Raw genomic sequence first — 22,604 nt, forward strand, 5'->3', positions numbered from 1 at the left:
GGCAGGGCTGTCTGTATGAAGAAACTGCTTGTCCTCGGCGGCGGCTATGGCGGCCTCGCGCTGATCCAAAAATTGCTGGAAGAGCATCTTCCAAACGATGTGGAAATGATCCTTATCGACCGGATGCCCTATCAGGGCATCAAGACGGAATATTATGCGCTTGCCGCCGGAACCGTTTCCGACCATGATCTTCGAATTGCATTCCCTGTCCACCCGAAGCTCTCCGTCAAATACGGCGAAGTCGATGCCATCAATCTGGATAAACGGCTTGTCCTCATGGCAGATGGCGAGCTTGTACCCTATGACCTGCTCGCTATCGCTCTGGGTTGCACAGATAATTATCACGGTATTCCCGGAGCAGAGGAGCATACCTGCGGAATCCAGACGCTCTCGGATACAAGAGAAACTTACCGCCGCCTGAACGATGTGAAGCCATACGGCACCGTCAACATTGTCGGCGGCGGGCTCAGCGGAGTCGAGCTTGCCGCCGAGCTGCGGGAAAGCCGGCCTGATCTGAACATTACGATTCTCGACCGGGGCGAGCGGGTGCTGTCCGCTTTTCCTGCGAGGCTGTCGCAGTATGTGGAAGAATGGTTCAGCGAGCATCAGGTGCAGACGCTTGGCCGGGTTTCGGTCTCCCATATTGAGAAGGATGCGATCTTCAACGGTTCGGAGGCTATTTCTTCTGACGTTACGGTCTGGACCGGAGGCATTCAGCCGGTCAAAGTGATTCAGGAGCTCAATCTGGCGAAGGACCACGGTGGAAGAGTGATACTTGGCCAGTATTATCAGGTCCCGGACTATCCCGAAGTGTATGTGATCGGGGACTGCGCCAGCCTGCCGTTTGCGCCCAGCGCACAGGCAGCGGGAGCCCAAGGCGAGCAGATTGCGCAAATTTTGCGCGCCCTGTGGCGCAATGAAACGCCGAGACTGGGCAAAATCAAGCTGAAGGGAACGCTCGGTTCCCTGGGAAAAAGCGAAGGCTTCGGGCTGCTGGGCAGCCGATCCGTCATGGGACGGGTGCCCCGCATCCTAAAAAGCGGAGTGCTGTGGATGTCCAAGCGGCATTTCGGATAATCCGGTCAGTCTAACTCAAGCTTATCCCAGGCTTCCAGTTCCTTGATCTTGGTCTCTATGGCTTCTTCCAGTTCTTCGGCCGAATCCGCGGCGATGATTTCACCGTTTACCATGGCGAACGGCTCGAAGCGGCACTGGCTGCAGTTGCCCAGGCAGGTGTACTCAACAACATCGTAATCCATATTTTGTTCCAGTTTATTCTTCAGCGCTTCGGTGCCATGCCCCAGGTTGCTGACACAAAATTCAATAATTGGTCTCATGTAGTTCTCCTTGGCCCTTACTAACCGTTTTATTTTTTAAATATTTGTACTATAATATACGTACGAAAGGAGTGATTGAGAAATGAGTGAGAATACACAAAGTACTAGCATGTATGATGAAGTGCTGGAAGTTCTTGATAAACTGCGTCCGTTTCTGCAGCGCGATGGCGGCGACGTTGAGCTGGTTGACGTTGAAGACGGAATCGTGAAACTGAAATTGATGGGTGCCTGCGGCAGCTGCCCAAGCTCCACAATTACGCTGAAAGCCGGAATCGAACGCGCGCTCATCGAAGAAGTTGAAGGCGTTGAGGAAGTCGTTCAAGTATTCTAATTTTTGCGTAAACCCGTCCCGGTTGTTTGCTTAGGCAAATGGCCGGGATTTTTTTGTTCAATTACTATATAAAATGAACTTGAGATTTTCCCATTTGGGTATCGTTTGTAACTTCGAGGAATGTTTGGACTTCCGGCCGCTGTTGTCTCCAGATTTCTTGATTCAATCCCTTCGTGGATGAAATCCGGAGACAAAGGCGATCGCTATCGCTCCTACAGTTCCAAACTTCCCCTTCGTTACTCCTTACCCTTATGTCATTTTTTCAAGTTCATCTTATATAGCCTAACGGTCATTATATAAAATTTTATATATCACTACAACTATTCGGTGACCCCAGCAATAATAAAATCCCACACGGCCCAGAAAGGGCTGTGCGGGATTTGTTCGAATGGTGGACAATTAGAACGCCGAAATGATGGAGCCTTGGTATTTATCTTCTATAAACTTCTTGGTTTCCGGGGAAGTCAGCGCGGCAGCCAGCTTCTTGATCGCGCCCTTGTCCTTGTCCTCCGAACGGGTGACAAGCAGATTCGCATATGGGGAATCTTTGTCAAATATTTTTTAAAGGTTATTGTTTACTTTATTACGATTTTGGAGGCTCTGGCCGAGCTGTTCATTGCTGTAACGGAAGACTTCGGCCAAAGTTTTGCATACCATTTCAAGTCCCTGGCGCAGATCCTCCAGATGCTCGTCCAGATCCTCAAGCTGGATTTTATCGTGCAGGCCTTGATGCCGCTGCCATAGATCGTCCTGCATTTCGGAATTCATATAATGAATTTCAGCGTTTCGGCGGCCTCGCAGTTTCTCCAGCGGGTCGCGGTACGAATCTTTGATTTCCTCCAGCCTGCCGGACAGTTCTCTATGCCTCTTGGACGAGCGGAACCGCCGCAGCACGGTAAAGTAAGAAAAATGGGCTTTAACCCTTGAGGTATTCAGATCGTAAAGCGTGTTCAGCACCGTTCCAAGTTTGTCCAGCAGGGAGAAGACGCGAATGAAGCCGTTCTTGTAAAAATAGACATAGCGCGCATAATCACCCTGCTCGTTCACGGACATATCATCCATGATGCCCGCCTTCACCGATTTGCGAAAAAAGGAAGCGGCGAACAAGCTCTGCTCCAGCTCGTCGAGCGAAGAGATCAGCCCTTGAATCCAAATCTCCAGCTTCCGGTATTCATGGTCCCCGTCTTCATGGACATTCATTTCCCTGCGCAGCATCGATACGGTTTGGGCCATATGTCCCATAGCATCGGCCAGCACTCCGGTATTCTCGCGGGGAGGCTCCCCCAGCATAGTCCGCAGCATAATCCGTCCTCCTGTTACGCGTTAAACGCCAACGAATGATTAATTAAAATGTACCCGCAGGGAAATAATTCTTCCATTTGCGGTCGACCAGCTCTACGATGTCCTCCCTCGGGAACAGCTCGTCCGGATATCCCGGCTTCATGCGGGCGTCAATGACGATGGGAAGCTCGTAGCCGATATGATGATTTTTGACCGTGGCTTCGGCAAAAATATCGGTGGCCGGGTTGAAGCGGGTAAACACCGTCCACAGGAAGGAGGTTTGTGTCTTAACCGTTTCGGCTGCATTGTCGACTAGAATGACCAGCGGCCAGGCGGTTTTCTTCTCCCGAAGGGTGCCGACCAGGCGCTGCGGCAGCTCCGGATCTTCCGTATAAGACGGGCCGGAGACGACGAGACAGCCGCCGCAGTATGGCAGCGCCGCGTGAATGCCGGTAAGATTGCCTTCCTCGTAGCTTCGCGGAAGCTCACGTACCTTGTCGCCGATCCCCATCATGACGCCTTTACTGCCGTGATTCATTCTTTGGCCGGTATAGTCGAGCGTATCATGCGATGTTTTGTTGAAAATAAACAGATCGACTGCCGGATCGAACCGCTCCAGCACCGTTTCCAGCAGCTTTGGAAAATCGGAGAGATCGACCGGCTCGTTCGTCAGCATCAGGAACTTAGTCAGGGATAGCTGCCCCTCGCCCAAGATGCGGAACGCCGAGACCAGCGCTTCGCGCGAATAGCTCTCCCGCACGACGGCGGACGCCAGCGTATGGGAGCCCGATTCCGAGTACGCCCACAGGGAGCGGACGGACGGCATGACAAGCGGATAAGCCGGAGACAGCAGCCGCTGAAGGAAGTCGCCAAGGTAGTAATCCTCCTGCCTTGGCTTGCCGACAATAGTCGCCGGATAAATGGCGTCCTTGCGATGCCACATGCGCTGCACATGCATGACCGGGAAGTCATGCTTTAGCGAGTAATAGCCGTAGTGATCCCCGAACGGTCCTTCCGGCCTGCGCTCATGCGGCGGGACAAATCCGCGGATTGCGAATTCCGCCTCCGCCGGAATCCGGTGGCCGCCCATCGGGTCCTTGACCATCGGCAGACGGCCGCCCAGCACCATGGACGCCAGCAGCAGCTCCGGCATGCGCTCCGGCACCGGGGCGATAGCCGTGGCGATCAAGGCCGGCGGGCCGCCGATAAAGACGGATACCGGCAGCGCTTCATTCCGCTGCTCTGCCTCATGATGGTGAAATCCCCCGCCCTTGTGAATCTGCCAGTGAACGCCTGTCGTTTGATCATCGTATATTTGAATCCGGTACATCCCGAGATTATGGTCTTTAGGATTGGAAGGACTTTCGGTATAAACGAGCGGCAGCGTGACGAACGGTCCTCCGTCCTCCTGCCAGCTTGTGACTCGCGGCAATCCCTTAAGCGGATCAGTGCTCTGGCAGACTTTTAAAATAGGCGCCTCGCCCTGCGGAACATTCTTGATGCCCACTTTGAGCAGATCAAACAACAGCCCTTTCTCCTGCCACACCCCGGTTACCGTCGGCGGAAGCAGCGTTTCCATCGCGCCCATAAGCGACTTCATGAGCGCTTCGGGACGGGGGCCAAAAGCCTGATCCACCCGCCGGACCGTGCCGAACAGATTGGTGACGACCGGAAAGGGAGTTCCTTTTACATTCGTAAACAACAGAGCCGGCCCCTCTTCCTGGATGACGCGGCGATGGATCTCCGCCAGTTCCAGATAAGGATCGACCGGCGCTTCTATGACGGCAAGGTCTTTGTCCTTCCGCAGTTGTTCTATCCACTGGCGCAAATTACTGTATCCCAATATATTGTTCCTCCTTGAACGGGCTCTATCCAAAATGGCTGATTGCAGCCGAGATCTTCTCTTTGTTAATCCTACTAAGCTGCCACACGCGTACGCTCATGTAGCACAGCACGCCAAACAGACCGGATATCAGCACAATATGGGCCAATGCGGCAAACAGGTACCACTGTTCGTTATACAGAGTGAATACGACGCTCGCGCCGCTGAACACCTGCAGAGCGCACAGAATGACGGCCGCGACGCCGAGCTTCTTAAGCTCAGGGTAGCCGCCATGCCTCCAAAACGCCAGATGTCCGAGCACGGCCGTAAGAATGAACAGCAGCATAGCCGCAATCCGGTGAAAAAACATAATGCCGGCTCCTCCGGAAAGCTCCGGAATCACTTCTCCGTTGCACAAAGGCCAGCCCGAGCAGCCCCCCTGCGAACCCGTATGACTGACCAAAGCGCCGATATAGACGACGATATAAGCATAAATCGTAGTAATCCAGGTCAGATTGCGAAAGCCCTTACCAAGTGGCGGAAGGGCGCCGGTCTGCTCGCCGGAGAGGCGTCTGCCGGCACCAAGAGCCAGCATCGACGAGCTGGCGAAGGCGATCAGCGAGAAGCCCATGTGCAGCGCCATGACGGCGGCGGACTGCGACCGGACGACTGCGAGCGCGCCCATGGCAGCCTGAATAACGACGAACAGCAGCGTCATGAAGGCATACGACTGCAAATCGCGGCGATCCCGGGCATAGCGCCAGAAGGCCAGCGCCGAGGCAAGAGAAGCCAGACCGGCAAGGCCGCTGAGCAGCCGATGGCTCCATTCGATCATCTGTCCGAGCGTATAAGCGGGAACCAGCTTGCCGTTGCACAGCGGCCATTCATTTCCGCATTCGAGGCCGGACCCCGTTTTGGTAACGAGCGCACCGCCAAGCAGGGCGAGAAACATAATGAGACAGGTTATGTACCCAAGGCATTTCAACTGTTTCGCCGTCAATCCGATCACCCGCCGTTTTATGGGATTTTTCTGGAGTATAACCCGGCCTTTCATTTCAGAAAAGTTATGCGTTTCCATTATAACCGATAAGGGTGGATGCGGCATACCTGCATTGTGCAAAACTTGATGGGACTCGCTGATTATTAAAAACGCCGCTTCCGCACAGATTCAGCGAAAGCGGCGAATGGCGATTACTTGTGGATGCTCTGGTGGACCTCCACCGCGCGGTTCAGAAAATCTTCGATTTCCTGTCTCGACTTGCGCAGCTTGTTGACGAACCGGACCAGTTCACGGCCTTCCGAGTAGGCGACGAAGCTGGGAATGCCAAGTATATTCTGTTCCTGGCTGACCTCGCCCACCGCATCGACATCAACCTCTACCAGCGTCAGCTTATCTGCGTAATTCTGCTCAACCTCCGGCATAAACGGATTGATGAACTTGCAATCTCCGCACCAGTCTGCCTTGAATATGGCCACGGTCAGTCTGGGGGATTGGATGGCAGCCTGAAATTCAGCGGGAGAGCTGATTTTGTCCATAACTTGCACCGTCCCTTCTCATATGACAATTGTCTCTTGTTACCCTTTAAGTGAAGCAAAATGCACAGCGGAAGTCAACTGCCGCTCTTACTCTCTTTCCCGCGCGCGCGCCGGCTGCAGCTTCATAAGCGGGTTAAGCAGCTTCCGCACCGGACGCGGATAGCTCGCAAGCTCCCCGGCGCTTAATACGCCCAGAACAATCAGCAAGACCAGGTAAAGGATAACAACGACTGCCCCGGCAGCCAGACAACCAACAAGATAGGCCAGCCGCGCAGGCATCATTCCCGTCAGGCTGATCGCTGCCACGTTCAGACCGTAACCGGACGCGCCTGATACGAGCACCGCCAGCAGATACCCACGCCAGCGCTTGCCCATAATCTCAAACGGCACGATGCTCCGAAGCAGCCGGAGATTGAGGCCGGTAATGACGATAAAGCACAGCGCCGTGGCGATAATAATGCCGTAAATGCCCATGAACCGGCTGAGCAGAACGCTCGCCGCGAGCTTGACGATAATCCCGGCCAGAACGTAGAACATGGAAATGCGCGATTTACCCATACCGAGCAGAATGGAGTTCGAGGTGGTCATTGTAATCTGGAAAATGGTGCCCAGCGTTAGCAGAGCAATCATTCCGCTGCCGGATGGGCTGGTGAAGAGCAGGCCGTTCACCGAGTAGGCCGCGACGACAAGCGACAGCACGATCGGCGTTCCGGTCAGGATCGCGATGCGCATCGCGAGTGTGATCTGCCGCTTCAGGTGAACCTCGTCCCGGCGGGCGTAGGCCGCCGAAATGACCGGAATCAGCGAGGTGCTGAGGGCAATCGCCAGCACGGGCGGGATGCCCGCGATGCTCTGCGCTTTCTGGCCGAGAATACCGAGCAGCCGCGTCGCTTCGGTGCCGCCCACCTGCCCGCTAAGCAGGGGAACGATCAGGGATGAGTCGATGAAATAGACGGCTTGAATGGTCATGGAAGACAGGATGATCGGAATGGACAAGCTGAAAATATCCTTATAAATACCGAGCAGCGGCAGTTTGGCTTCCGGGGAGGCGTGGATTCCGCTTTGCTTGTCGCTCCGCTTCATCTTGATGGCCGCATACAGCATAATGGCGAATGCCCCGACGCTGCCAAACACGCTGCCGAACGAAGCTCCTGCCGCCATAACCGGGTTCCCGTAACCCTGGTGAAGCAGGAAAAACGCCAACAGGATGGCCGTAAACACGCGGGCAATCTGCTCCACGATTTGCGAGATCCCGTTGGCCATCATATTGTTGCGGCCCTGCGAGTACCCGCGCATCATCGCGATTGTGGGGAACAGCAGCAGCGCGGGGGCAATGGCCCGGATCGCCAGCGTGCTTTCTGGCACGCCCGCATGCTTCGCGAAAAGTGGAGCGGTTATGTACAGCGCCGCGCTGATGATTACGCCGACGACGGCGCCAAAAATAAGCGCGGCTCGGTAAACCTGCCGCGCTTCGTCCGGACGGTTCAGGGCGTAGCGCTCTGAAACCATTTTACTGAGCGTGCTGGGAATACCCGCCGTGGCGAGCGTCAACAGCATCAGATACACATTGTTGGCCTGCGAAAAGGCCGCATCCCCGACATCGTTGAACAAATGCTCAAGCGGAACCCGCTGAAAAATACCAAGCACGCGCGCCACCAAAGCGGCGGCGGCGAGAATAATCGTGCCTTTGATAAAAGAATCCTTCTTCGACAACCTGTTTCCCCTTCTTTACAGTGAATTTAATACAGGCCGATCCAAATAAAGAAGAGGATGACCATAACGATTTGCAGCACAACTTTGACGACCGTACTGCTGAACAGCCCGAGCATGGAGCCTGCGCTGACCTTGAGCGCTTTGCCCGGATCTGATCCGGCGATCATCTCGCCGATAAACGCTCCCAGGAGCGGTCCGATAATCAGGCCGAACGCCGGAATAACGAACGGCCCAGCGATCAGACCGATCGTACTGCCAATGATGGAGGAACGGGAACCGCCGAATTTTTTGACACCCCATGCCCCCACGACATAATCGGCAATGAACAGCGCGGCGACGATCAGCGTCTGGATAATCCAGAACCATGGCCCGAACGAGGCGAAGCCGAAGAACCAGCCGTAGACGAAAAAGGCAAAGTAGATCGCCAATGCTCCCGGCAAAATGGGATAGACGGCTCCTGCCAAGCCGACGGCAAACAGTGCGATAATTAGAATCCATCCGAGAATAGCCAAGCTTGGTCCCTCCTGTATATTAGGATCTGCGAATACAAAGGCTCCGCATCAGGTTATAGCTCCCGTAAAGCCGCCGCTTCATCGTGAAAGATGAAACGGCGGATGACCTCGGCGATTCCATCTTCGTTGTTCGTCGAGGTTACCGCGTCCGCTGCCTGCTTAACGGTATCCTGGGCATTGCCCATGGCTACCCCAAGACCCGCCTGCTGAATCACCGCAAGATCGTTCAGACTGTCGCCAACCGCGATGACTTCCTCCATCTTGATTCCCAGCAAGCCGCACACTTCTTTGATGCCCGACGCCTTGTTCACACCAAGAGCGTTAATCTCCAGATTATAGGGAGACGAGTTGGTAATCTCCAGACCGCCCATGTCCTGAAGCTTCATCAGCACCTGATGGCGGATATCATCATCTTCCGTGTCATAGCCGAATTTCAGCCATTCCCGCCCGTCAATATTACCGTCCCAGCTTTCCTTGTTATAAACGCCATCGACTGAATACGCCCAATACCAGATGCCATACTCTATCGCAATCGCGTGCATTTGTTTGATCAGCTGAGGGTCCATCAGGGAACGGCGGTACAGCTCATGCGGCGCCCGCCACACTTCACTTCCGTTCACTGTAACCATTGGCGTCTTCAGTCCAAGCTGCTTGGCGTAAGGGTATGCGGAGTTAAACGCCCGCCCGGTGGACAAGCAGACATAAATGCCCGCTTCCACCGCCTTGTGTATCCATTTCACAGTCTCTGGTGTAATCCGTTCTTCACTATTCAGCAGGGTTCCATCCATATCCAAAGCTAGCAGGCGGTATTTGGCAGTCATCGCCATCCCTCCATTTTTCTTTATATTTATTGATTCGTGCCGCTTTGAGCGGCCTGATTCTGCTGCAAGCTCTTCTTCGGTACCCCGTCAAGACCGTACTCCCAGTCATAGGCGTCGAATATTTTCCGTGCCACCGGAGCGGCGCTGTTCGATCCGAAGCCGCCTTCGGGGATAATAACGGCTACGGCCAGCTTCGGCTTGTTGCGCGGCGCATAGGCGATGAAGACGCCGTTGTCGACGGTGTGTTTGCCGCTCTTATCGTAATAATCCTGCTGCGAGGTTCCCGTCTTGCGTGCAAAATCATAGGGAAAACCGTCAAAGACGTCAACCTTGCTATTCATTCCTTTTTTTACTTCATTCCAGTAAGAGTCGTCCATCTTGACGGTATTCAGTACCTCGCGTCCGAACGTTTTGACTACTTTTCCAGAGGAATCCGTGATTTTGCTGACCAGGTGCGGCTTGATTCGTTCGCCCTTGTTGGCCAGCGTCGAAGCGTACTGAGCAAGCTGAAGGGTCGTATAAGCTCCCTGTTGACCAAAAGAGGCGTACACCAGCGCGGACTGAACACTACCTGTCTTCGCTTCTTTTCTATAGTTAATTTGGCCTCTATGCTCATTTGGTAAGTCAACGCCCGTGAACACGCCAAGACCAAACTCCTTCATGTATTTATCCCATACATCAATGCCTTTGGAACCATATTTGTTATTTAATTTCTTGCCCACCATGTCCACCATAAAGACGTTGGAAGATTGCGCTATGGCCTCGGCCGGATACATTCTGCCTAAAACGTGACCGGATGCATTCCTGACCTTCGTTTCATAGCCGGCTTTGCCAAATGAGGTAATCCCTGTGTCCGTATACCAATCTGAGGTTTTAAAGAGTCCTTCATTAAGCCCGAGCAGTACACTCAGCGGCTTGACAGTGGAACCCAAGAGCACGATTGACTCAAAACCATGTCCGGAGCGTCCCGCCATTATTGGAGTAATCGTACCGTTCTGATAATTGTTCTGAATCGCATCCCATATTTCCATAATATTTCCGTTAACCCAGGCGTTCGTATCATAATCAGGCATGCTGGCCATGGCTACGATATTTCCGGTATCGACTTCCATCGCCACCGCATAACCCGTTATGGCGTTTGGATGCGTCTTGCCCTGAACGGCATGTGTATGCAGCCATTTGATCTGATCCGTTATCGCCTGCTGAGTTTTGAGCTGGACATTTTTGTTAGTAGTCATCCAGATATCATTGCCCTTGACGGGAGGCACGACCTTCTCAATTTTGTCGGCCATGTTCTGCGGATTGATTGAGATAACCAGATAACCGTTCTGCCCACGCAACTCCCGCTGATACTGCCGCTCAAGGCCATCGAAGCCAACATATTCTTCGTCTTTGTACATCAGCCCCGGGTTCGAATCTTTCTTCTTCATCGCATTTAGAATATTTTGGTAGATGGGAAGACTGTTGGAATTCTTGAACAACTTGACATAGCCAACCGTCTGCACAGCCACCGTATCCTTGTCGTAATGCCGCACGTTCTCTTCTACGACTTCTAGCCCGGGATATTCATCCTTGTGTTCCATAAAATAAGCGACTTCCTTGGTGGAAAGTCCCACCTTGATCCGGCGGGGGGTATAGCCGTTGTATTTCCTGAAATTCAGGTCGAACGACTCCTTGACCTGTTCCACCGTCAGCTTCTCCTCGCTTGAGTCGCCGAGTTCATTGAATTTATCCACCAGATCCGCCGCCAGCTTGTCGACCTTCGCCTTGGCTTCCGGAGTAAAATCCGTTACCTCGGTTGTCTTGTCCGTCTTTTTCTCCGTATATTCCTTGGTCAGCGTAATGTACAGTGACTGGACAGGAGTGGAGTAAGCGATTTTCTCGCCTCCGGCGGCGAGGATCGAACCCCGCATGGCGGCAAGCGGCACATCCTTCGTATCCCGGTTCGCCTCCACCTCGGTCAGCGTCGGGCCTTCCACGAATTGCAGTACGGCAAGACGGATAATAATTACGCAGAAAATGACAAACGTACTGAAAAAGAACACATTGATCCGCAGCGCCAGGGTGCTTTTTCTATTGGTCTCGTCCGAAGGCGAGCCCTGCTTGCGAAAAAGGCTCACTTTGTTCTCTCCTCAATTATAACATTTAAGAATTCATATGTATCTCAGGAAGTAGGCCGATGTCTACAGAACCCATTTATTGTAACATAATCATTGCTGCGGCTCTAATATTTTCAACACACTTTTCTCGACATGCTGAAGATCAGCGCGAATAAAAAATCGTAATTCTTGCAGCAGCCATCAAAGAATATGCATCATGCTACAAAAATAACGCCGTCAAATTAATGTGAGTTATGCTATTTATTAGAACTTTCGTTGAGTGGATAAAATAAAAAGGACATCGTTCTTTTGTGAGGAATTGAGGTCACCGACCAAACAATTTCCATACAAAAAAAGATGCCCCCTCTCTTAATATACCGAATTTAAAGGCTGATTTCAGCTCCTTTAGTTCGTACCAGTTGTGCCGTTCGCGGCGGAGCTGCCGCTTTGAGCCGCCGATTGATTCTGCTGAAGACTCTTCTTCGGCACGCCGTCAAGTCCGTACTCCCAGTCATAGGCGTCGAAAATTTTGCGCGCCACCGGCGCGGCGCTGTTCGAGCCGAAGCCCCCTTCGGGGATGATAACGGCAACTGCTAGTTTCGGATTGTTGCGCGGCGCGTAGGCGATGAAGACGCCGTTATCTTTTAATACTCCTCTTGCCGACTGCTGTGAGGTTCCTGTCTTCCGGGCGAAGTCATAGGGAAAATTATCGAACGCGCTAACGTCACTGTTCATCCCCCGCTTGACTTCGTTCCAGTAAGCATCATCCATTTTGACGGTATTCAGTACCTCGCGTCCGAACGTCTTGACCACTTGCCCCGAGGGATCCGTGATTTTGCTGACAAGATGCGGCTTGATCCGCTCGCCCTTATTGGCTAGCGTAGAAGCATATTGAGCAAGTTGTAGTGTGGTGTAAGCTCCTTGTTGACCAAAAGAAGCATAAACCAAAGCTGCCTGGGCACTGCCTGCTGCCTTTAGATTCGTATAGTTGATTCTACCTAGAAACTCATTGGGCAGATCAACTCCTGTCGACACGCCCAGTCCAAACTCCTTCATATATTTATCCCATACGTCGATGCCCTTGGAAGTATATTTTTCATAAAGTCTCTTGCCAACCATATCAACCATAAAGACGTTGGATGAATGTTCAATAGCCAGGGCTGGGTCCATTCCTCCATAGACGTGGCCGGATGCGTTTCGAACACTCGTTTCATGGCCAGCCTTACCGAAGGAAGTAATCCCCCTGTCCGTATACCAAGTGGAGGTCGTAAACAGTCCCTCGTTAAGTCCGATCAATACGCTCAGCGGCTTGATAGTGGAACCCATTAGAACCGTCGATTCAAAATTATTGCCTGATCGCCCCGACGAATAAGGAGTAATCGTACCATTCTGATAATTGGTTATGTCCAAGACTTTCGAAATGCTGCCATCAGTCCACGCATTCGTATCGTAATCCGGCATACTGGCCATGGCTACGATATTTCCCGTATCGACTTCCATCGCGACCGCGTAGCCCGTTATGGCGTTGGGATGCGTCTTGCCCTGAACGGCGTGTGTATGCAGCCATCTCAGTTGATCCGTTATCGCCTGCTCCGTCTTGAGCTGAACATTTTTGTTGATGGTCATCCAGATATCATTGCCTTTGACGGGAGGAGCGACCTTCTCAATTTTCTCGGCCATGTTCTGCGGATTGATGGAAATTTCCTGGTATCCATTCTGCCCCCGAAGCTCTCGCTGGTACTGAAGCTCAAGACCGTCGAAACCGACGAACTCATCATCTTTGTAGGTCAGGCCCGCTGTCGGATTCTTTTTCATCGCGTTCAGAACGTTCTGGTAGATGCCAAGACTGTTGGAATTCTTGAACAGCTTGACATAGCCAACTGTCTGCACAGCTACCTTATCCTTGTCGTAATGCCGCACGTTCTCCTCCACGACTTCCAGGCCGGGGTATTCATCCTTGTGCTCCATAAAATAAGCGACTTCCTTAGCGGAGAGTCCTACCTTGATACGACGCGGTGTATAGCCGTTATACTTCCTGAACTTCAAGTCGAGCGAGTCCTTTACCTGCTCCACCGTCAGCTTCTCCTCGCTCTTGTCGCCGAGTTCATTAAATTTATTCACCAGATCTGCCGCCAGCTTATCGACAGCCGCCTTCGCTTCCGGAGTATAATCCGTTACGCGGGTTGTCTTGTCCGTCTTTTGCTGCAAATACTCCTTGGTCAGCGTAATGTACAGCGACTGGACAGGAGTCGAGTAAGCGATTTTCTCGCCCCCGGCGGCGAGGATTGAACCGCGCATGGCGGCAAGCGGCACATTTTTCGTATCCCGGTTCGCCTCCACCTCGGTCAGCGTCGGACCTTCCACGAATTGCAGTACGGCAAGACGGATAATAATTACGCAGAAAATGACAAACGTACTGAAAAAGAACACATTGATCCGCAGCGCCAGGGTGCTTTTGCTATTGGTCTCGTCCGAGGGCGATCCCTGCTTGCGAAAAAGGCTCACTTTGTTCTCTCCTTTATAAATTGAAATATTTAAAATAAATGCCGGAATGAGGCTTTGTAATCAGACTCATCCATTGTATCACAAGCGAAGCCGCGCCTCTAATGCTTCAAAGCACACTTTCTTTGATGTGAGTGGAGTCAAAATCCGCCGGATTAAACCAATCTCCGCTTTTGGCCCAGGTAGAATCCAGAGGAATCCACGCTTTCCGCTCCGAGATATAAACTTCGTTCCAGGCATGCGGCCCATAGCCGCCGCGTCCGTCGTAACCGCGCCCGGTCACCACCCGCACGTCAAGGCCCTGAGATCTGGCCATCACAGCATACAGCCGCGCATAATCAATACATACGCCGAGCCGGGTATCAAAGGTATCCTGCGGCGTCTGTTCTTTCCATATCCGGTTCTGCTCATAGTTCTCGGCTTTGGCGTAATCGTAAGAAATTCTCGTTCCGACCCAATCGTAGAGCAGCTGAGCCTTCTCTTCGTCGCTATTCGCCTTTCCGGCAATATCCGCCGCAGCGGTGGTAATATCGCTGGAAACGTCCCGGTCTATAATTTCGTATTTGCGCCGGAGGATATCGTTCATTTCCGCAGCAACCGCCTTGGTCAGAACCGGAAGCTTGTCCTGTACGGCTGTGCCGGTCACAGGCTCAATCAACGACTCGACGCTCTGGCGGTATACCGGTGAATCCTCAACATAGCGTGCCAGACCGCTGCTCGGGATAAGACTGGTTCCCACATACAGAGCGATGATCAGCAAGAGGCACCGGACAGCGCCTATGAAAAGTCCAATACCTGCCCCGCCGAGCCGGCTTGCGGCCGAGATTTTGCGGTCCCAAAGTCCGCCGGATTTACGGAAGCGCGGAATCGGCAGCAGCAAAGCCAGAAGCCCCAGAACAATCCGAATCAAACTGCAGCTTACCATCAGCAGAAACAGGAACCGCAGCAGCGGAAGTCCCGCAAGCGCCGATACGGCAGTATAATAAATCTGCTGCCACTGGTTCAATTCGCCCTTGGGCGCCGCCGTATCCGCAGCCCATGTTTGAACATATGGCGAAAAATAGGCGGCGGTGAGCGCGGCTAGAATGAGCGCCGCAATCGTCAGAATGCCTGAACCAATCAGCCCGAATAATCTGCCTGCGGATAAAGAAAATCCCCTGACCCATCCCTGAATCAGCGACAGGGCGACAATAACCAGCAGAAATATCGTTATGATATTGGCATTGCGCAGGCTTTGCAGCCATTCGTTCAACATGTCTCCCCTCCTGCTCTGGCGTTATTGATTCGCACCCTGAGCTTTACGTGCTTCCTCAATGAAGCTCTTCACGGTTTCGTTTACACTCCACTGCCCGAGACTGACTCCCCGGAAGGTAACATTAACCTTGTCCTCACCAGCCGTTCCCTTCACCTCAATATTGGGTGTCGTAATGGTAAAGGTTCCGTCGCTATTTGAGGTGTAGACGGCGTCTCGCGCTTCTTTCAGCATCACTTCCTGGGCCTCGTTCTTCAGCGTTCCGACCGTCTCCTCTTTCACCTTGCTTACGGCATTTCCGATCTGATCTATCGTAACTCCGCTGTAAACGAGCAAGCCTGCAACAATAACAATGACAATGGCCCATTTCAGCATCGTTTTGACCAAATTGACAACAGCGAACAGCAGTACAAGCGCAATGACGATAACAAGCCAATTTTCTCTGATAAACTGCGACCACACCTGAGTATCCATCACTCCGGCAACACACTCCCATTACTCATTTGCCCGTGCTTTCCGCCAAATCCGGCAGCGTGCCACGGATATTCATTATTATACATGATCATTCGCCTTAATTCATAAATCCGCCAAGGGATGACAACATTGTAAGCTTTGCGGCGGCGGTTCTGCGGGCGAGTGAAAAAAAACAGCATATGCCGTTCCACCCTCACGTAAAGTACAAGTAGCGATTGTCCACGCCTTCCAGAAAGGTGTCTCTTCACTTTACATTTCTGTCCACCCTGGCGGGGAGGCCAGGGTGGACGCTCGGAGGTGAGACTTCTTGAAAACCGCGCTATGGTTGTATCTGTTCTTGTTTCTTGCGTACTTTGATCTTCATGCGCAATATCCCATTCTGACACCCTTTGCTGTCTCGCTGGGTGCCGGACCTGCCTTTATCGGCTGGATGATGGGCATGTATTCGCTCACGCATCTCCCCGGAAATCTGCTCGCCGGCGTGCTGATCGACCGAAAGGGCAGCCGCCGCTATATCGTCTACAGTCTGATCTCAGCGGGAGCGATACTGCTGCTCCAGGCTTATGCCCATCTGCCGTGGCATCTGCTGCTCCTCAGGGCGGCAAGCGGGTTTGCGCTGGCTTTCCTTTCTCCCGCCTGTATGGCGCTACTCGCTTCACTGTCGGGCGATTCAGTGAAGCAGGGCAAATATATGTCCGGCCAAGGGATTGTGCATACACTTGCTTCCGTCCTCTCTCCCGCAGCAGGCGCTTTCATCGTTGCCAAAGCCGGCTTCTCCGGCACTTTCCTGAGTCTTGGCTGGCTGCTGATTGCCACCGGCGTAATGGCATACTTTAGCGTCCCGAAGGCCGTTCGGGAGCTTCCTGCGAAGGCTGTAAGCTCCGCAGCAGCGGACGGCCGCTCCGAAACCGAAGCGCGGCTTTCACCAGATTCTGGCTCAGTGATGCCGGTTTCCTTCCGTTATCTCCTGCTGCCGTTCTTCATCGCCTCTGCGCAGGGGGTGCTCTTCTTCGAGCTTCCTCTTTCCCAGGCCGGCAACGGAACCGAAGGTATCTTTTCGATAGGTATTCTGCTCTCACTGCTCAGTCTGGGCGCACTTGTTACCCTGAGCATGCTGTTTCTGAACCGTGTGTCCGTGCTCTTGCGGATCGGCGCGGCGCTGCTCGGTCTGGCGCTCTGCTTCTTCGCTCTCGCCGCTGTCCCTTCCATTCCTCCGGCGGTTGTCCTATTTCTGCTCGGGACCGCCAAAGGAGTTCTGTTCCCGGCAATGGCCTCACTGTTCATCGGCATCAGCGGCCCCGGACGTATGGGAAGGACTTTCTCGCTGCAGTCGATTGCGACCTCCCTTGGCGCCTTCGCCGGACCCGTTGCTGCCGGACAGCTGCGGGGGATGGTCTCGCCATACTTCATTGCCTTTCTGCTGATGATGATGGCGCTGCTGCTGCTTCCGCTTTACGGTTCGGGGAAGCTTTCCGCTTATCACCCTGATTGGAACAGCCGTGCTGCCTGATGACGGACGCCGGTGCAATAAGACCCAAAAACATGATGTCTGCTCCATACACAATGGGCAAGGACACAAACCCGGTGGATGAATTGACATATAATACCGTGTAGTTAAGAATCCACTGCGAAAGAGAGTTGAACTGCAAATGTCCAATCCGTGCTGTCCTAAACCTATTGTCGCTCCATGCCCTACTTCTGCCGGTGTCATTCTGGTTCTCTACGTTCTGCTTGTCATCATTCTGAAAACTTTCTGGGTTTAACATCCATCCAATTCTCTGTCAATGTGCAAATCTTGCGCAATCACCCGGACCGCCGCTGGCGTCCGGGTGATTGTTTGTGGCATTATTTAAACATATTCTGCAATTCAGCCTGCGGATATGCGACATTTCCCGGGGAATGACTGCAACCCAGTCGCCCTTCTATTAAAAACGACAAACATTAGGTAAAATATAGTTAAGCCCGTACGCAACTCGGCATTTTGTGCCGTTCGCTGCCACTATTCGGACGGAGGTGACGCCACGATTATGTCCATTACTATTATTGTCGAAGGCAAGAATGACCGCAGCCGTTTGCGGCGTCTCCTGATGCCCGAAGTCGAGATTCTATGCACCTTTGGCACACTCAATACGCTCAAGCTGGAAACACTGCGCAAACAAGTCGGCGACAGTGAAGTCTATCTCTATATGGATAACGACAGCTCCGGCAAAAAAATACGCGGCGTTCTGCGCGACGCTTTCCCGGGCGCAGAGCATATTTACACCCGCCGGGGTTATGCCGGAGTCGAAGGCACTCCCGATGAATACAACATCTCTCAGCTGGAAAAAGCGGGACTGGAAGAATTCATTATCTACCCTGATCCAACTCCTTATTAGAAAAAGCGCCTTCGGCTTCTACCTTTCATCATCTTAAAAGGTGATAGCGAAAAGACGCTTTTCACGCTGCCGCATCATGCCCTGCGTTACTCGCGAGCCAGCTTTTTCACGGCGCCCGCCAAAAGTTCCGGAGTAACCTGGTCTGTCTCGCTGGCATTATACAGTGCGCGCAGCCGGTTCTTCCGGTCCACAAGCCCGATCAGGTTCGCGTGGGCGAAATTGTCCTTGTTGTTTCCGGCGATCAGTATTTTGAAGGAACCTGCCGCCAGATCCCGAACCTTCTCCTGATCCCCTCGCAGAAAATACCAGCCGGCATAATCAGCGTGGAAACGGTCGGCGAACGTCTTGATCGCTTCACGCGTATCGTTCTGAGGGTCAAATGAAATCGACAGGAATGCCGTGTCTTTACCAAAACTGCCGTCCTTAATGAGCAGATCCTGTACCTGCGACAGAGCGAAGGTCGTGATCGGGCACACATCCGTGCACTGGGTAAAAAAGAAATAAACTAACCGCACCTTGCCTTCCGTATCGGAAAGCGTAACGATGTCACCGTTTACATTTTCAAGGGAGAAGTCCTGCACTTCCCCGATAACCGGCAGCTTTCCCGCCCGGGAAGCCCAGGAGCTTACGACCAGATAGGCCGCCATGGCCAGCGCAAGCAGCAGCAGAAGCCAAGTCCATTTATACCGTGTCAGGATGTGCATGATCTTCTCCCTTCATTATCCGTGAATCGTATTGAGCACCAGCGCGATCAGGCTCAGAGTCAAATAATTAATGGAAAAGAAGAAATTCTGCTTCGCCCAGGCGTCGTCATCTTTCGCCTTCAGGCCTTTAAGTGTAAGATAGAGCCATGTAAGAGATAGCCCGGCGGAAACAATCAAATAATAAATGCCGGCATAGCCAAACCCATACATGAACACCGAAACCGGAACGAGCAGCGCGACATATGGAATCATCTGTATTTTGGTCCGGCGTGTGCCTTTCACAACTGGAAGCAGCGGAAACCCCGCATTGCGGTACTCTTCCTTGCGCCGGATGCCGAGCGCCCAGAAATGAGGGGGCTGCCACAGGAACAGCATCGCGAACAGCAGCCAGGCGCCAAGATCAACCTTGCCCGTCACGGCAACATAGCCGATTACCGGCGGCATTGCGCCGGAAATCGCGCCGACCGAAGTGCTCCAGGTGGAGGTCCGCTTCAGCCAAAGGGTATATACCACCACATAGACGAACATGCCGACAATTCCGAACAGACCGGCCAGAATTCCGGAAAAAAGAAACAGCGTGATGAGTCCCGCAATGCCAAGAGCCGCAGCATAAAGCAGAACCGTATTAGGCTTAAGCCGCCCGGTCGGCAGTCCGCGTTTCTTGGTCCGTTCCATTTTCATATCCAGATCGCGGTCGAAATAATTATTGAACACACAGGCCGAAGCCATAACAAGCATGGTGCCGATCAGGGTCAGCAGCAGCTTGCCGTAGCTAACATCCCAGCCGGAAGCCAGCCAGAAGCCGGCAAAGGCGGCGATAAGATTCGAACGGATAATGCCCGGTTTGGTTACCGTAATGAAATCGCGCCAACTGGCCCGCTCAGCTTCAGGGGGGAGTTTGGCGGACATAGCCGCGGAATCGGAAGAGGCTTGATATCTCCATTGATTATTCACGTATTCGAGTTCCTCCTTCATGTTCAGTCTTTAAAGACAGAACGAACTTGCAAGCCTGTTTATCAGCTCTCGTTGACAAATCTCAGCCTTCCGCTGTTAACTTTATCATAACAAACCGCAAAATACTTTGACAATCTTTGACCAAGATGTTCATTAATTTGACAACTGCGTGACGGAAATATTTCGTTACAATATAAATATAAAGATGATAAAATGGGTAGTTATTAATAGAGAACTTCCGTGCAAAGGAGATCTGTGCTATGGATACTGCTACACACTTCGTCATGGGTTTTGGACTTGCCGGGCTCTCCTTCGTCGATCCCGCCGTTGGTTCTCAGCCAATGCTCTCAGGCGCCGTTATGCTGGCCACCGTTATCGGCTCGCAGGCTCCTGATGCGGACACGGCTCTGCGCCTGAAGAATAATGCGGTGTATATTCGCAATCACAGAGGGATTACGCACTCCCTTCCTTTTTTATTGCTCTGGCCCGCGCTGATTACCCTTGTGCTCAGTCCGATCTTCGGTCTGAACGACATCCGTTCCGTCGGTCATCTTGCCCTCTGGAGCTTTATTGCCGTAGCCCTGCACGTCTTCTCCGATCTGTTCAATACCTACGGCACCCAAGCGGCGCGGCCATTCACCGAACGCTGGATCGCGTGGAATATTATCCATATTTTCGATCCGTTTATTTTTGGAAGCCATGTTGCGGCCATTGCACTGTGGATCACCGGTATTGTTCCCCCGGCGCCCTTGTTCGTATCGCTGTACAGCATCATCGTCCTGTATTATATTTGGAGGACCACCGCCCATATCCGGATAACCCGCAGTATTAAGGCCAAAGATCTCCATCATGAACCCGGCGAGAAATATATCCTTATTCCCACGATAACGCCAAGACGATGGAATGTCGTCAAGACGAGACAGGATGGCAGCTACTACGTCGGCCAGCTTAACTACGGGCGCCTGGAATGGCTCAAGCACGCGGTCAACTCACAGCATCCGGCTGTGGAGCGTTCCAAGTCCCATCCGGATATTCAGGCTTTCTTGTACTTCACTTCCTATGCCATTGCCGAGGTGGAGGAACTGCCCTCAGGTTACATTGTACGCTGGGGAGACGTCCGTTATTTGCATCGGAAACAATTTCCATTTGTCGCCGTGCTGGTCATGGATCACCAGTATCATCCGCTTCAGACGTATGTAGGCTGGCTCAGCAGCGAGAAGCTGGATGAGCGTTTCGCGATTGAACCCGGCTCAATGAAAGTATAGTTTCAGGCTGCATCCGTGCTGAATAGCGTCAGGCTAAATGGCTGCTGTCCGGCTCTTTTTTAGTCCTCAAAACCAAACAAATCCCGGAGCGCCCAATGCTCCGGGATTTGTCGCTTATCACGCTGAATGTACTCAGAAAGACTTTAACATCTACCTGATTTCATAATAAAATAGAGATATACCCGGCGGCCGCCATTACCTTATCGGAAGCGGCTAAATCCGTCGTGAAACGAAAGGAGTCACACCTTGAGCAAAGGACTCTCGCTTTGGTTCGCGATTTCTTCCATTCTTTTGCTTGCTGCGGCTTCCATCGCCATCAGCTACCGGCTATGGGCCGCGCTGCTGCTGGGAGCACTGTGCGTGCTGAATATCGGCTGGGGATTCATTATCAAAGCCCGCAGCGCAAGAGAGTGACAGCCGCTCGCGATTTATGTTGGCCGAGCGGCTGTACCCGCGACGCAACCTTTTACTTTGACCGTGCAGGCAGGAATCCCATGCGTTCCTTGACTCCGTCCAGCGTCACCGACGCCACGGCGCGGGCGCGTTCCGCGCCCGTCGCGAGAATATCGGTGATGGCGCCGGAACTGCGGATCTCATGGTAGCGCTCCTGAATCGGCTCAAGCGCTGCCACGATGACCTCGGCCAAATCCTTTTTGAAACCGCCGTACATCTGTCCTTCATAACGGTCGGTGATTTCCGCAAGGGACAGCCCAGAACATTCCGCGTAAATACCCATCAGATTGCTGACCTCCGGCTTGTTCGCCGGGTCGTACACGACTTCGCGTCCGGAATCCGTAGTGGCCCGGCTGATTTTTTTGCGGATAACGTCCGGGGGATCGAGCAGAGCGATATAGCTGCCCGCATTCGGACTGCTCTTGCTCATTTTCTTCGTGCCGTCATCCAGCGACATTATCCGGGCGCCGACCTTAGGAATATACGGCTCCGGAATGGTGAAGAACTCGCCGTAGCGGTGGTTGAACCGTCCCGCCAAATCACGTGTCAGCTCAAGATGCTGCTTCTGGTCTTCGCCTACCGGAACGAGGTCCGCGTTGTATACGAGGATGTCGGCGGCCATCAGCGCCGGATACACGAACAATCCCGCGCCCACGTTGTCCTTCCCCGATGATTTGTCTTTAAACTGAGTCATCCGCTCCAACTCGCCCATCGAGGTGAGCGTCGTCATCAACCAGCCCAGCTCGGCATGCTGGGGAACATGCGACTGAAGGTATACATTGGAGCGGCTCGGATCAATTCCCGCTGCGATGAACAGCGCGGCAACCGCCTCGGACTGTTCGCGCAAGCTGGCCGGTTCCTGCGGTACGGTGACGGCATGCAGGTCAACCACCATGAAATAGCATTCATGCTCCTCTTGAAGCTTGACGAAATTTTTCATTGCACCGATATAGTTGCCGATCGTCAGCTTACCGCTGGGCTGTATGCCGGACAGAACTTTTTTCATACTGTAACTCCTCCGATCAATGGTTATCTTGCTTCCAAAAGAACGCAAAAAAGCCTCACTCCGAAGGGACGTGAGACCGTGGTGCCACCCTTATTCGCCGCCGCAGCCTTCCCATGCTTGCGCCCTTAAACGGACCGCATTGCGGAATACTGTAACAGCCTTAAGAC

The 22,604-nt window shown here is 52.9% G+C and carries 22 protein-coding genes; 6 read left to right on the forward strand and 16 right to left on the reverse strand.

Features of this window, described 5'->3' with window-relative positions:
* The first annotated feature begins 15 nt into the window (after positions 1-15).
* Positions 16-1,077: an NAD(P)/FAD-dependent oxidoreductase gene (locus tag KP014_RS26235; RefSeq protein ID WP_090834675.1), complete on the forward strand. Its 1,062-nt coding sequence runs from the start codon at positions 16-18 to the stop codon at positions 1,075-1,077.
* A 5-nt stretch (positions 1,078-1,082) separates the two neighbouring features.
* Here the strand turns inward: KP014_RS26235 and KP014_RS26240 are convergent, their stop codons facing one another.
* Positions 1,083-1,337 (reverse strand): YuzB family protein, encoded by a 255-nt coding sequence (locus tag KP014_RS26240; RefSeq protein WP_036599383.1) that lies wholly within the window; start codon positions 1,335-1,337, stop codon positions 1,083-1,085.
* A gap of 82 nt (positions 1,338-1,419) precedes the next feature.
* Between KP014_RS26240 and KP014_RS26245 the strand changes: the two genes are divergently transcribed.
* The gene (locus tag KP014_RS26245) at positions 1,420-1,668 is read left to right on the forward strand and encodes a NifU family protein (RefSeq protein ID WP_025692191.1); all 249 of its coding nucleotides are present in this window, start codon (positions 1,420-1,422) and stop codon (positions 1,666-1,668) included.
* 399 nt (positions 1,669-2,067) lie between these two features.
* Here KP014_RS26245 and KP014_RS26250 read toward each other — a convergent pair whose 3' ends face one another.
* The 12 genes from KP014_RS26250 to KP014_RS26305 form a co-directional block, all read right to left on the reverse strand.
* Entirely contained in the window at positions 2,068-2,226 is a 159-nt protein-coding gene (locus tag KP014_RS26250) for a MetQ/NlpA family ABC transporter substrate-binding protein (protein WP_090834679.1), read from the reverse strand.
* A 3-nt stretch (positions 2,227-2,229) separates the two neighbouring features.
* Positions 2,230-2,970: a Cthe_2314 family HEPN domain-containing protein gene (locus KP014_RS26255; RefSeq protein ID WP_036599385.1), complete on the reverse strand. Its 741-nt coding sequence runs from the start codon at positions 2,968-2,970 to the stop codon at positions 2,230-2,232.
* A 43-nt stretch (positions 2,971-3,013) separates the two neighbouring features.
* Positions 3,014-4,792 (reverse strand): UbiD family decarboxylase, encoded by a 1,779-nt coding sequence (locus KP014_RS26260; protein ID WP_090834674.1) that lies wholly within the window; start codon positions 4,790-4,792, stop codon positions 3,014-3,016.
* Positions 4,793-4,817: 25 nt separating this feature from the next.
* Complete coding sequence (locus KP014_RS26265) at positions 4,818-5,771, reverse strand: COX15/CtaA family protein (RefSeq protein WP_036589318.1); 954 nt, start codon at positions 5,769-5,771, stop codon at positions 4,818-4,820.
* Between the two features lie 191 nt (positions 5,772-5,962).
* On the reverse strand, positions 5,963-6,307 hold the full coding sequence (locus tag KP014_RS26270) for a thioredoxin family protein (RefSeq protein ID WP_036589320.1): 345 nt from the start codon (positions 6,305-6,307) through the stop codon (positions 5,963-5,965).
* Between the two features lie 87 nt (positions 6,308-6,394).
* Positions 6,395-8,020, reverse strand: coding sequence for a putative polysaccharide biosynthesis protein (locus KP014_RS26275; RefSeq protein WP_036589309.1), 1,626 nt, complete (start codon positions 8,018-8,020; stop codon positions 6,395-6,397).
* 26 nt (positions 8,021-8,046) lie between these two features.
* Positions 8,047-8,532 (reverse strand): DUF456 domain-containing protein, encoded by a 486-nt coding sequence (locus KP014_RS26280; RefSeq protein ID WP_036589311.1) that lies wholly within the window; start codon positions 8,530-8,532, stop codon positions 8,047-8,049.
* A gap of 53 nt (positions 8,533-8,585) precedes the next feature.
* Entirely contained in the window at positions 8,586-9,353 is a 768-nt protein-coding gene (locus KP014_RS26285; protein ID WP_090834673.1) for a Cof-type HAD-IIB family hydrolase, read from the reverse strand.
* A gap of 26 nt (positions 9,354-9,379) precedes the next feature.
* Positions 9,380-11,473, reverse strand: coding sequence for a peptidoglycan D,D-transpeptidase FtsI family protein (locus KP014_RS26290; protein ID WP_090834671.1), 2,094 nt, complete (start codon positions 11,471-11,473; stop codon positions 9,380-9,382).
* 384 nt (positions 11,474-11,857) lie between these two features.
* A complete protein-coding gene (locus KP014_RS26295) occupies positions 11,858-13,957 on the reverse strand; it encodes a peptidoglycan D,D-transpeptidase FtsI family protein (protein ID WP_090834669.1) in 2,100 nt (699 codons plus the stop codon).
* Positions 13,958-14,063: 106 nt separating this feature from the next.
* Positions 14,064-15,209 carry a transglutaminase domain-containing protein gene (locus KP014_RS26300; protein ID WP_036594726.1) on the reverse strand — a complete coding sequence of 382 codons (1,146 nt, stop codon included), beginning with the start codon at positions 15,207-15,209 and terminating at the stop codon, positions 14,064-14,066.
* A 21-nt stretch (positions 15,210-15,230) separates the two neighbouring features.
* Complete coding sequence (locus KP014_RS26305) at positions 15,231-15,680, reverse strand: hypothetical protein (RefSeq protein ID WP_036594723.1); 450 nt, start codon at positions 15,678-15,680, stop codon at positions 15,231-15,233.
* Between the two features lie 307 nt (positions 15,681-15,987).
* Between KP014_RS26305 and KP014_RS26310 the strand changes: the two genes are divergently transcribed.
* Entirely contained in the window at positions 15,988-17,190 is a 1,203-nt protein-coding gene (locus tag KP014_RS26310) for an MFS transporter (RefSeq protein ID WP_036594717.1), read from the forward strand.
* 517 nt (positions 17,191-17,707) lie between these two features.
* Positions 17,708-18,055 carry a DNA primase gene (locus tag KP014_RS26315; protein ID WP_036594714.1) on the forward strand — a complete coding sequence of 116 codons (348 nt, stop codon included), beginning with the start codon at positions 17,708-17,710 and terminating at the stop codon, positions 18,053-18,055.
* Between the two features lie 86 nt (positions 18,056-18,141).
* Here KP014_RS26315 and KP014_RS26320 read toward each other — a convergent pair whose 3' ends face one another.
* Together KP014_RS26320 and cyoE are read right to left on the reverse strand one after the other, a co-directional pair.
* Positions 18,142-18,759 carry an SCO family protein gene (locus KP014_RS26320; protein ID WP_036594711.1) on the reverse strand — a complete coding sequence of 206 codons (618 nt, stop codon included), beginning with the start codon at positions 18,757-18,759 and terminating at the stop codon, positions 18,142-18,144.
* A gap of 15 nt (positions 18,760-18,774) precedes the next feature.
* Positions 18,775-19,668 carry a heme o synthase gene (cyoE, locus tag KP014_RS26325; RefSeq protein WP_246590793.1) on the reverse strand — a complete coding sequence of 298 codons (894 nt, stop codon included), beginning with the start codon at positions 19,666-19,668 and terminating at the stop codon, positions 18,775-18,777.
* A gap of 305 nt (positions 19,669-19,973) precedes the next feature.
* Between cyoE and KP014_RS26330 the strand changes: the two genes are divergently transcribed.
* Together KP014_RS26330 and KP014_RS26335 are read left to right on the forward strand one after the other, a co-directional pair.
* Positions 19,974-20,978 (forward strand): metal-dependent hydrolase, encoded by a 1,005-nt coding sequence (locus tag KP014_RS26330; protein WP_036594705.1) that lies wholly within the window; start codon positions 19,974-19,976, stop codon positions 20,976-20,978.
* Between the two features lie 246 nt (positions 20,979-21,224).
* On the forward strand, positions 21,225-21,392 hold the full coding sequence (locus tag KP014_RS26335; protein WP_175491956.1) for a hypothetical protein: 168 nt from the start codon (positions 21,225-21,227) through the stop codon (positions 21,390-21,392).
* A 52-nt stretch (positions 21,393-21,444) separates the two neighbouring features.
* Here the strand turns inward: KP014_RS26335 and trpS are convergent, their stop codons facing one another.
* The gene (gene trpS, locus KP014_RS26340; RefSeq protein WP_036594703.1) at positions 21,445-22,437 is read right to left on the reverse strand and encodes a tryptophan--tRNA ligase; all 993 of its coding nucleotides are present in this window, start codon (positions 22,435-22,437) and stop codon (positions 21,445-21,447) included.
* Positions 22,438-22,604 lie beyond the last annotated feature (167 nt).

The organism is Paenibacillus sophorae (genome assembly GCF_018966525.1).
GTDB classification, from domain to species: domain Bacteria; phylum Bacillota; class Bacilli; order Paenibacillales; family Paenibacillaceae; genus Paenibacillus_AQ; species Paenibacillus_AQ sophorae.

Bases quoted from the DNA above. Each gene is read 5' to 3' on its own strand.
- KP014_RS26235 (WP_090834675.1), top strand. From the start codon at position 16: ATGAAGAAACTGCTTGTCCTCGGCGGCGGCTATGGCGGCCTCGCGCTG.
- KP014_RS26240 (WP_036599383.1), bottom strand. From the start codon at position 1,337: ATGAGACCAATTATTGAATTTTGTGTCAGCAACCTGGGGCATGGCACC.
- KP014_RS26245 (WP_025692191.1), top strand. From the start codon at position 1,420: ATGAGTGAGAATACACAAAGTACTAGCATGTATGATGAAGTGCTGGAA.
- KP014_RS26255 (WP_036599385.1), bottom strand. From the start codon at position 2,970: ATGCTGCGGACTATGCTGGGGGAGCCTCCCCGCGAGAATACCGGAGTG.
- KP014_RS26270 (WP_036589320.1), bottom strand. From the start codon at position 6,307: ATGGACAAAATCAGCTCTCCCGCTGAATTTCAGGCTGCCATCCAATCC.
- KP014_RS26285 (WP_090834673.1), bottom strand. From the start codon at position 9,353: ATGACTGCCAAATACCGCCTGCTAGCTTTGGATATGGATGGAACCCTG.
- KP014_RS26300 (WP_036594726.1), bottom strand. From the start codon at position 15,209: ATGTTGAACGAATGGCTGCAAAGCCTGCGCAATGCCAATATCATAACG.
- KP014_RS26305 (WP_036594723.1), bottom strand. From the start codon at position 15,680: ATGGATACTCAGGTGTGGTCGCAGTTTATCAGAGAAAATTGGCTTGTT.
- KP014_RS26315 (WP_036594714.1), top strand. From the start codon at position 17,708: ATGTCCATTACTATTATTGTCGAAGGCAAGAATGACCGCAGCCGTTTG.
- KP014_RS26320 (WP_036594711.1), bottom strand. From the start codon at position 18,759: ATGCACATCCTGACACGGTATAAATGGACTTGGCTTCTGCTGCTGCTT.
- cyoE (WP_246590793.1), bottom strand. From the start codon at position 19,668: ATGTCCGCCAAACTCCCCCCTGAAGCTGAGCGGGCCAGTTGGCGCGAT.
- KP014_RS26330 (WP_036594705.1), top strand. From the start codon at position 19,974: ATGGATACTGCTACACACTTCGTCATGGGTTTTGGACTTGCCGGGCTC.
- trpS (WP_036594703.1), bottom strand. From the start codon at position 22,437: ATGAAAAAAGTTCTGTCCGGCATACAGCCCAGCGGTAAGCTGACGATC.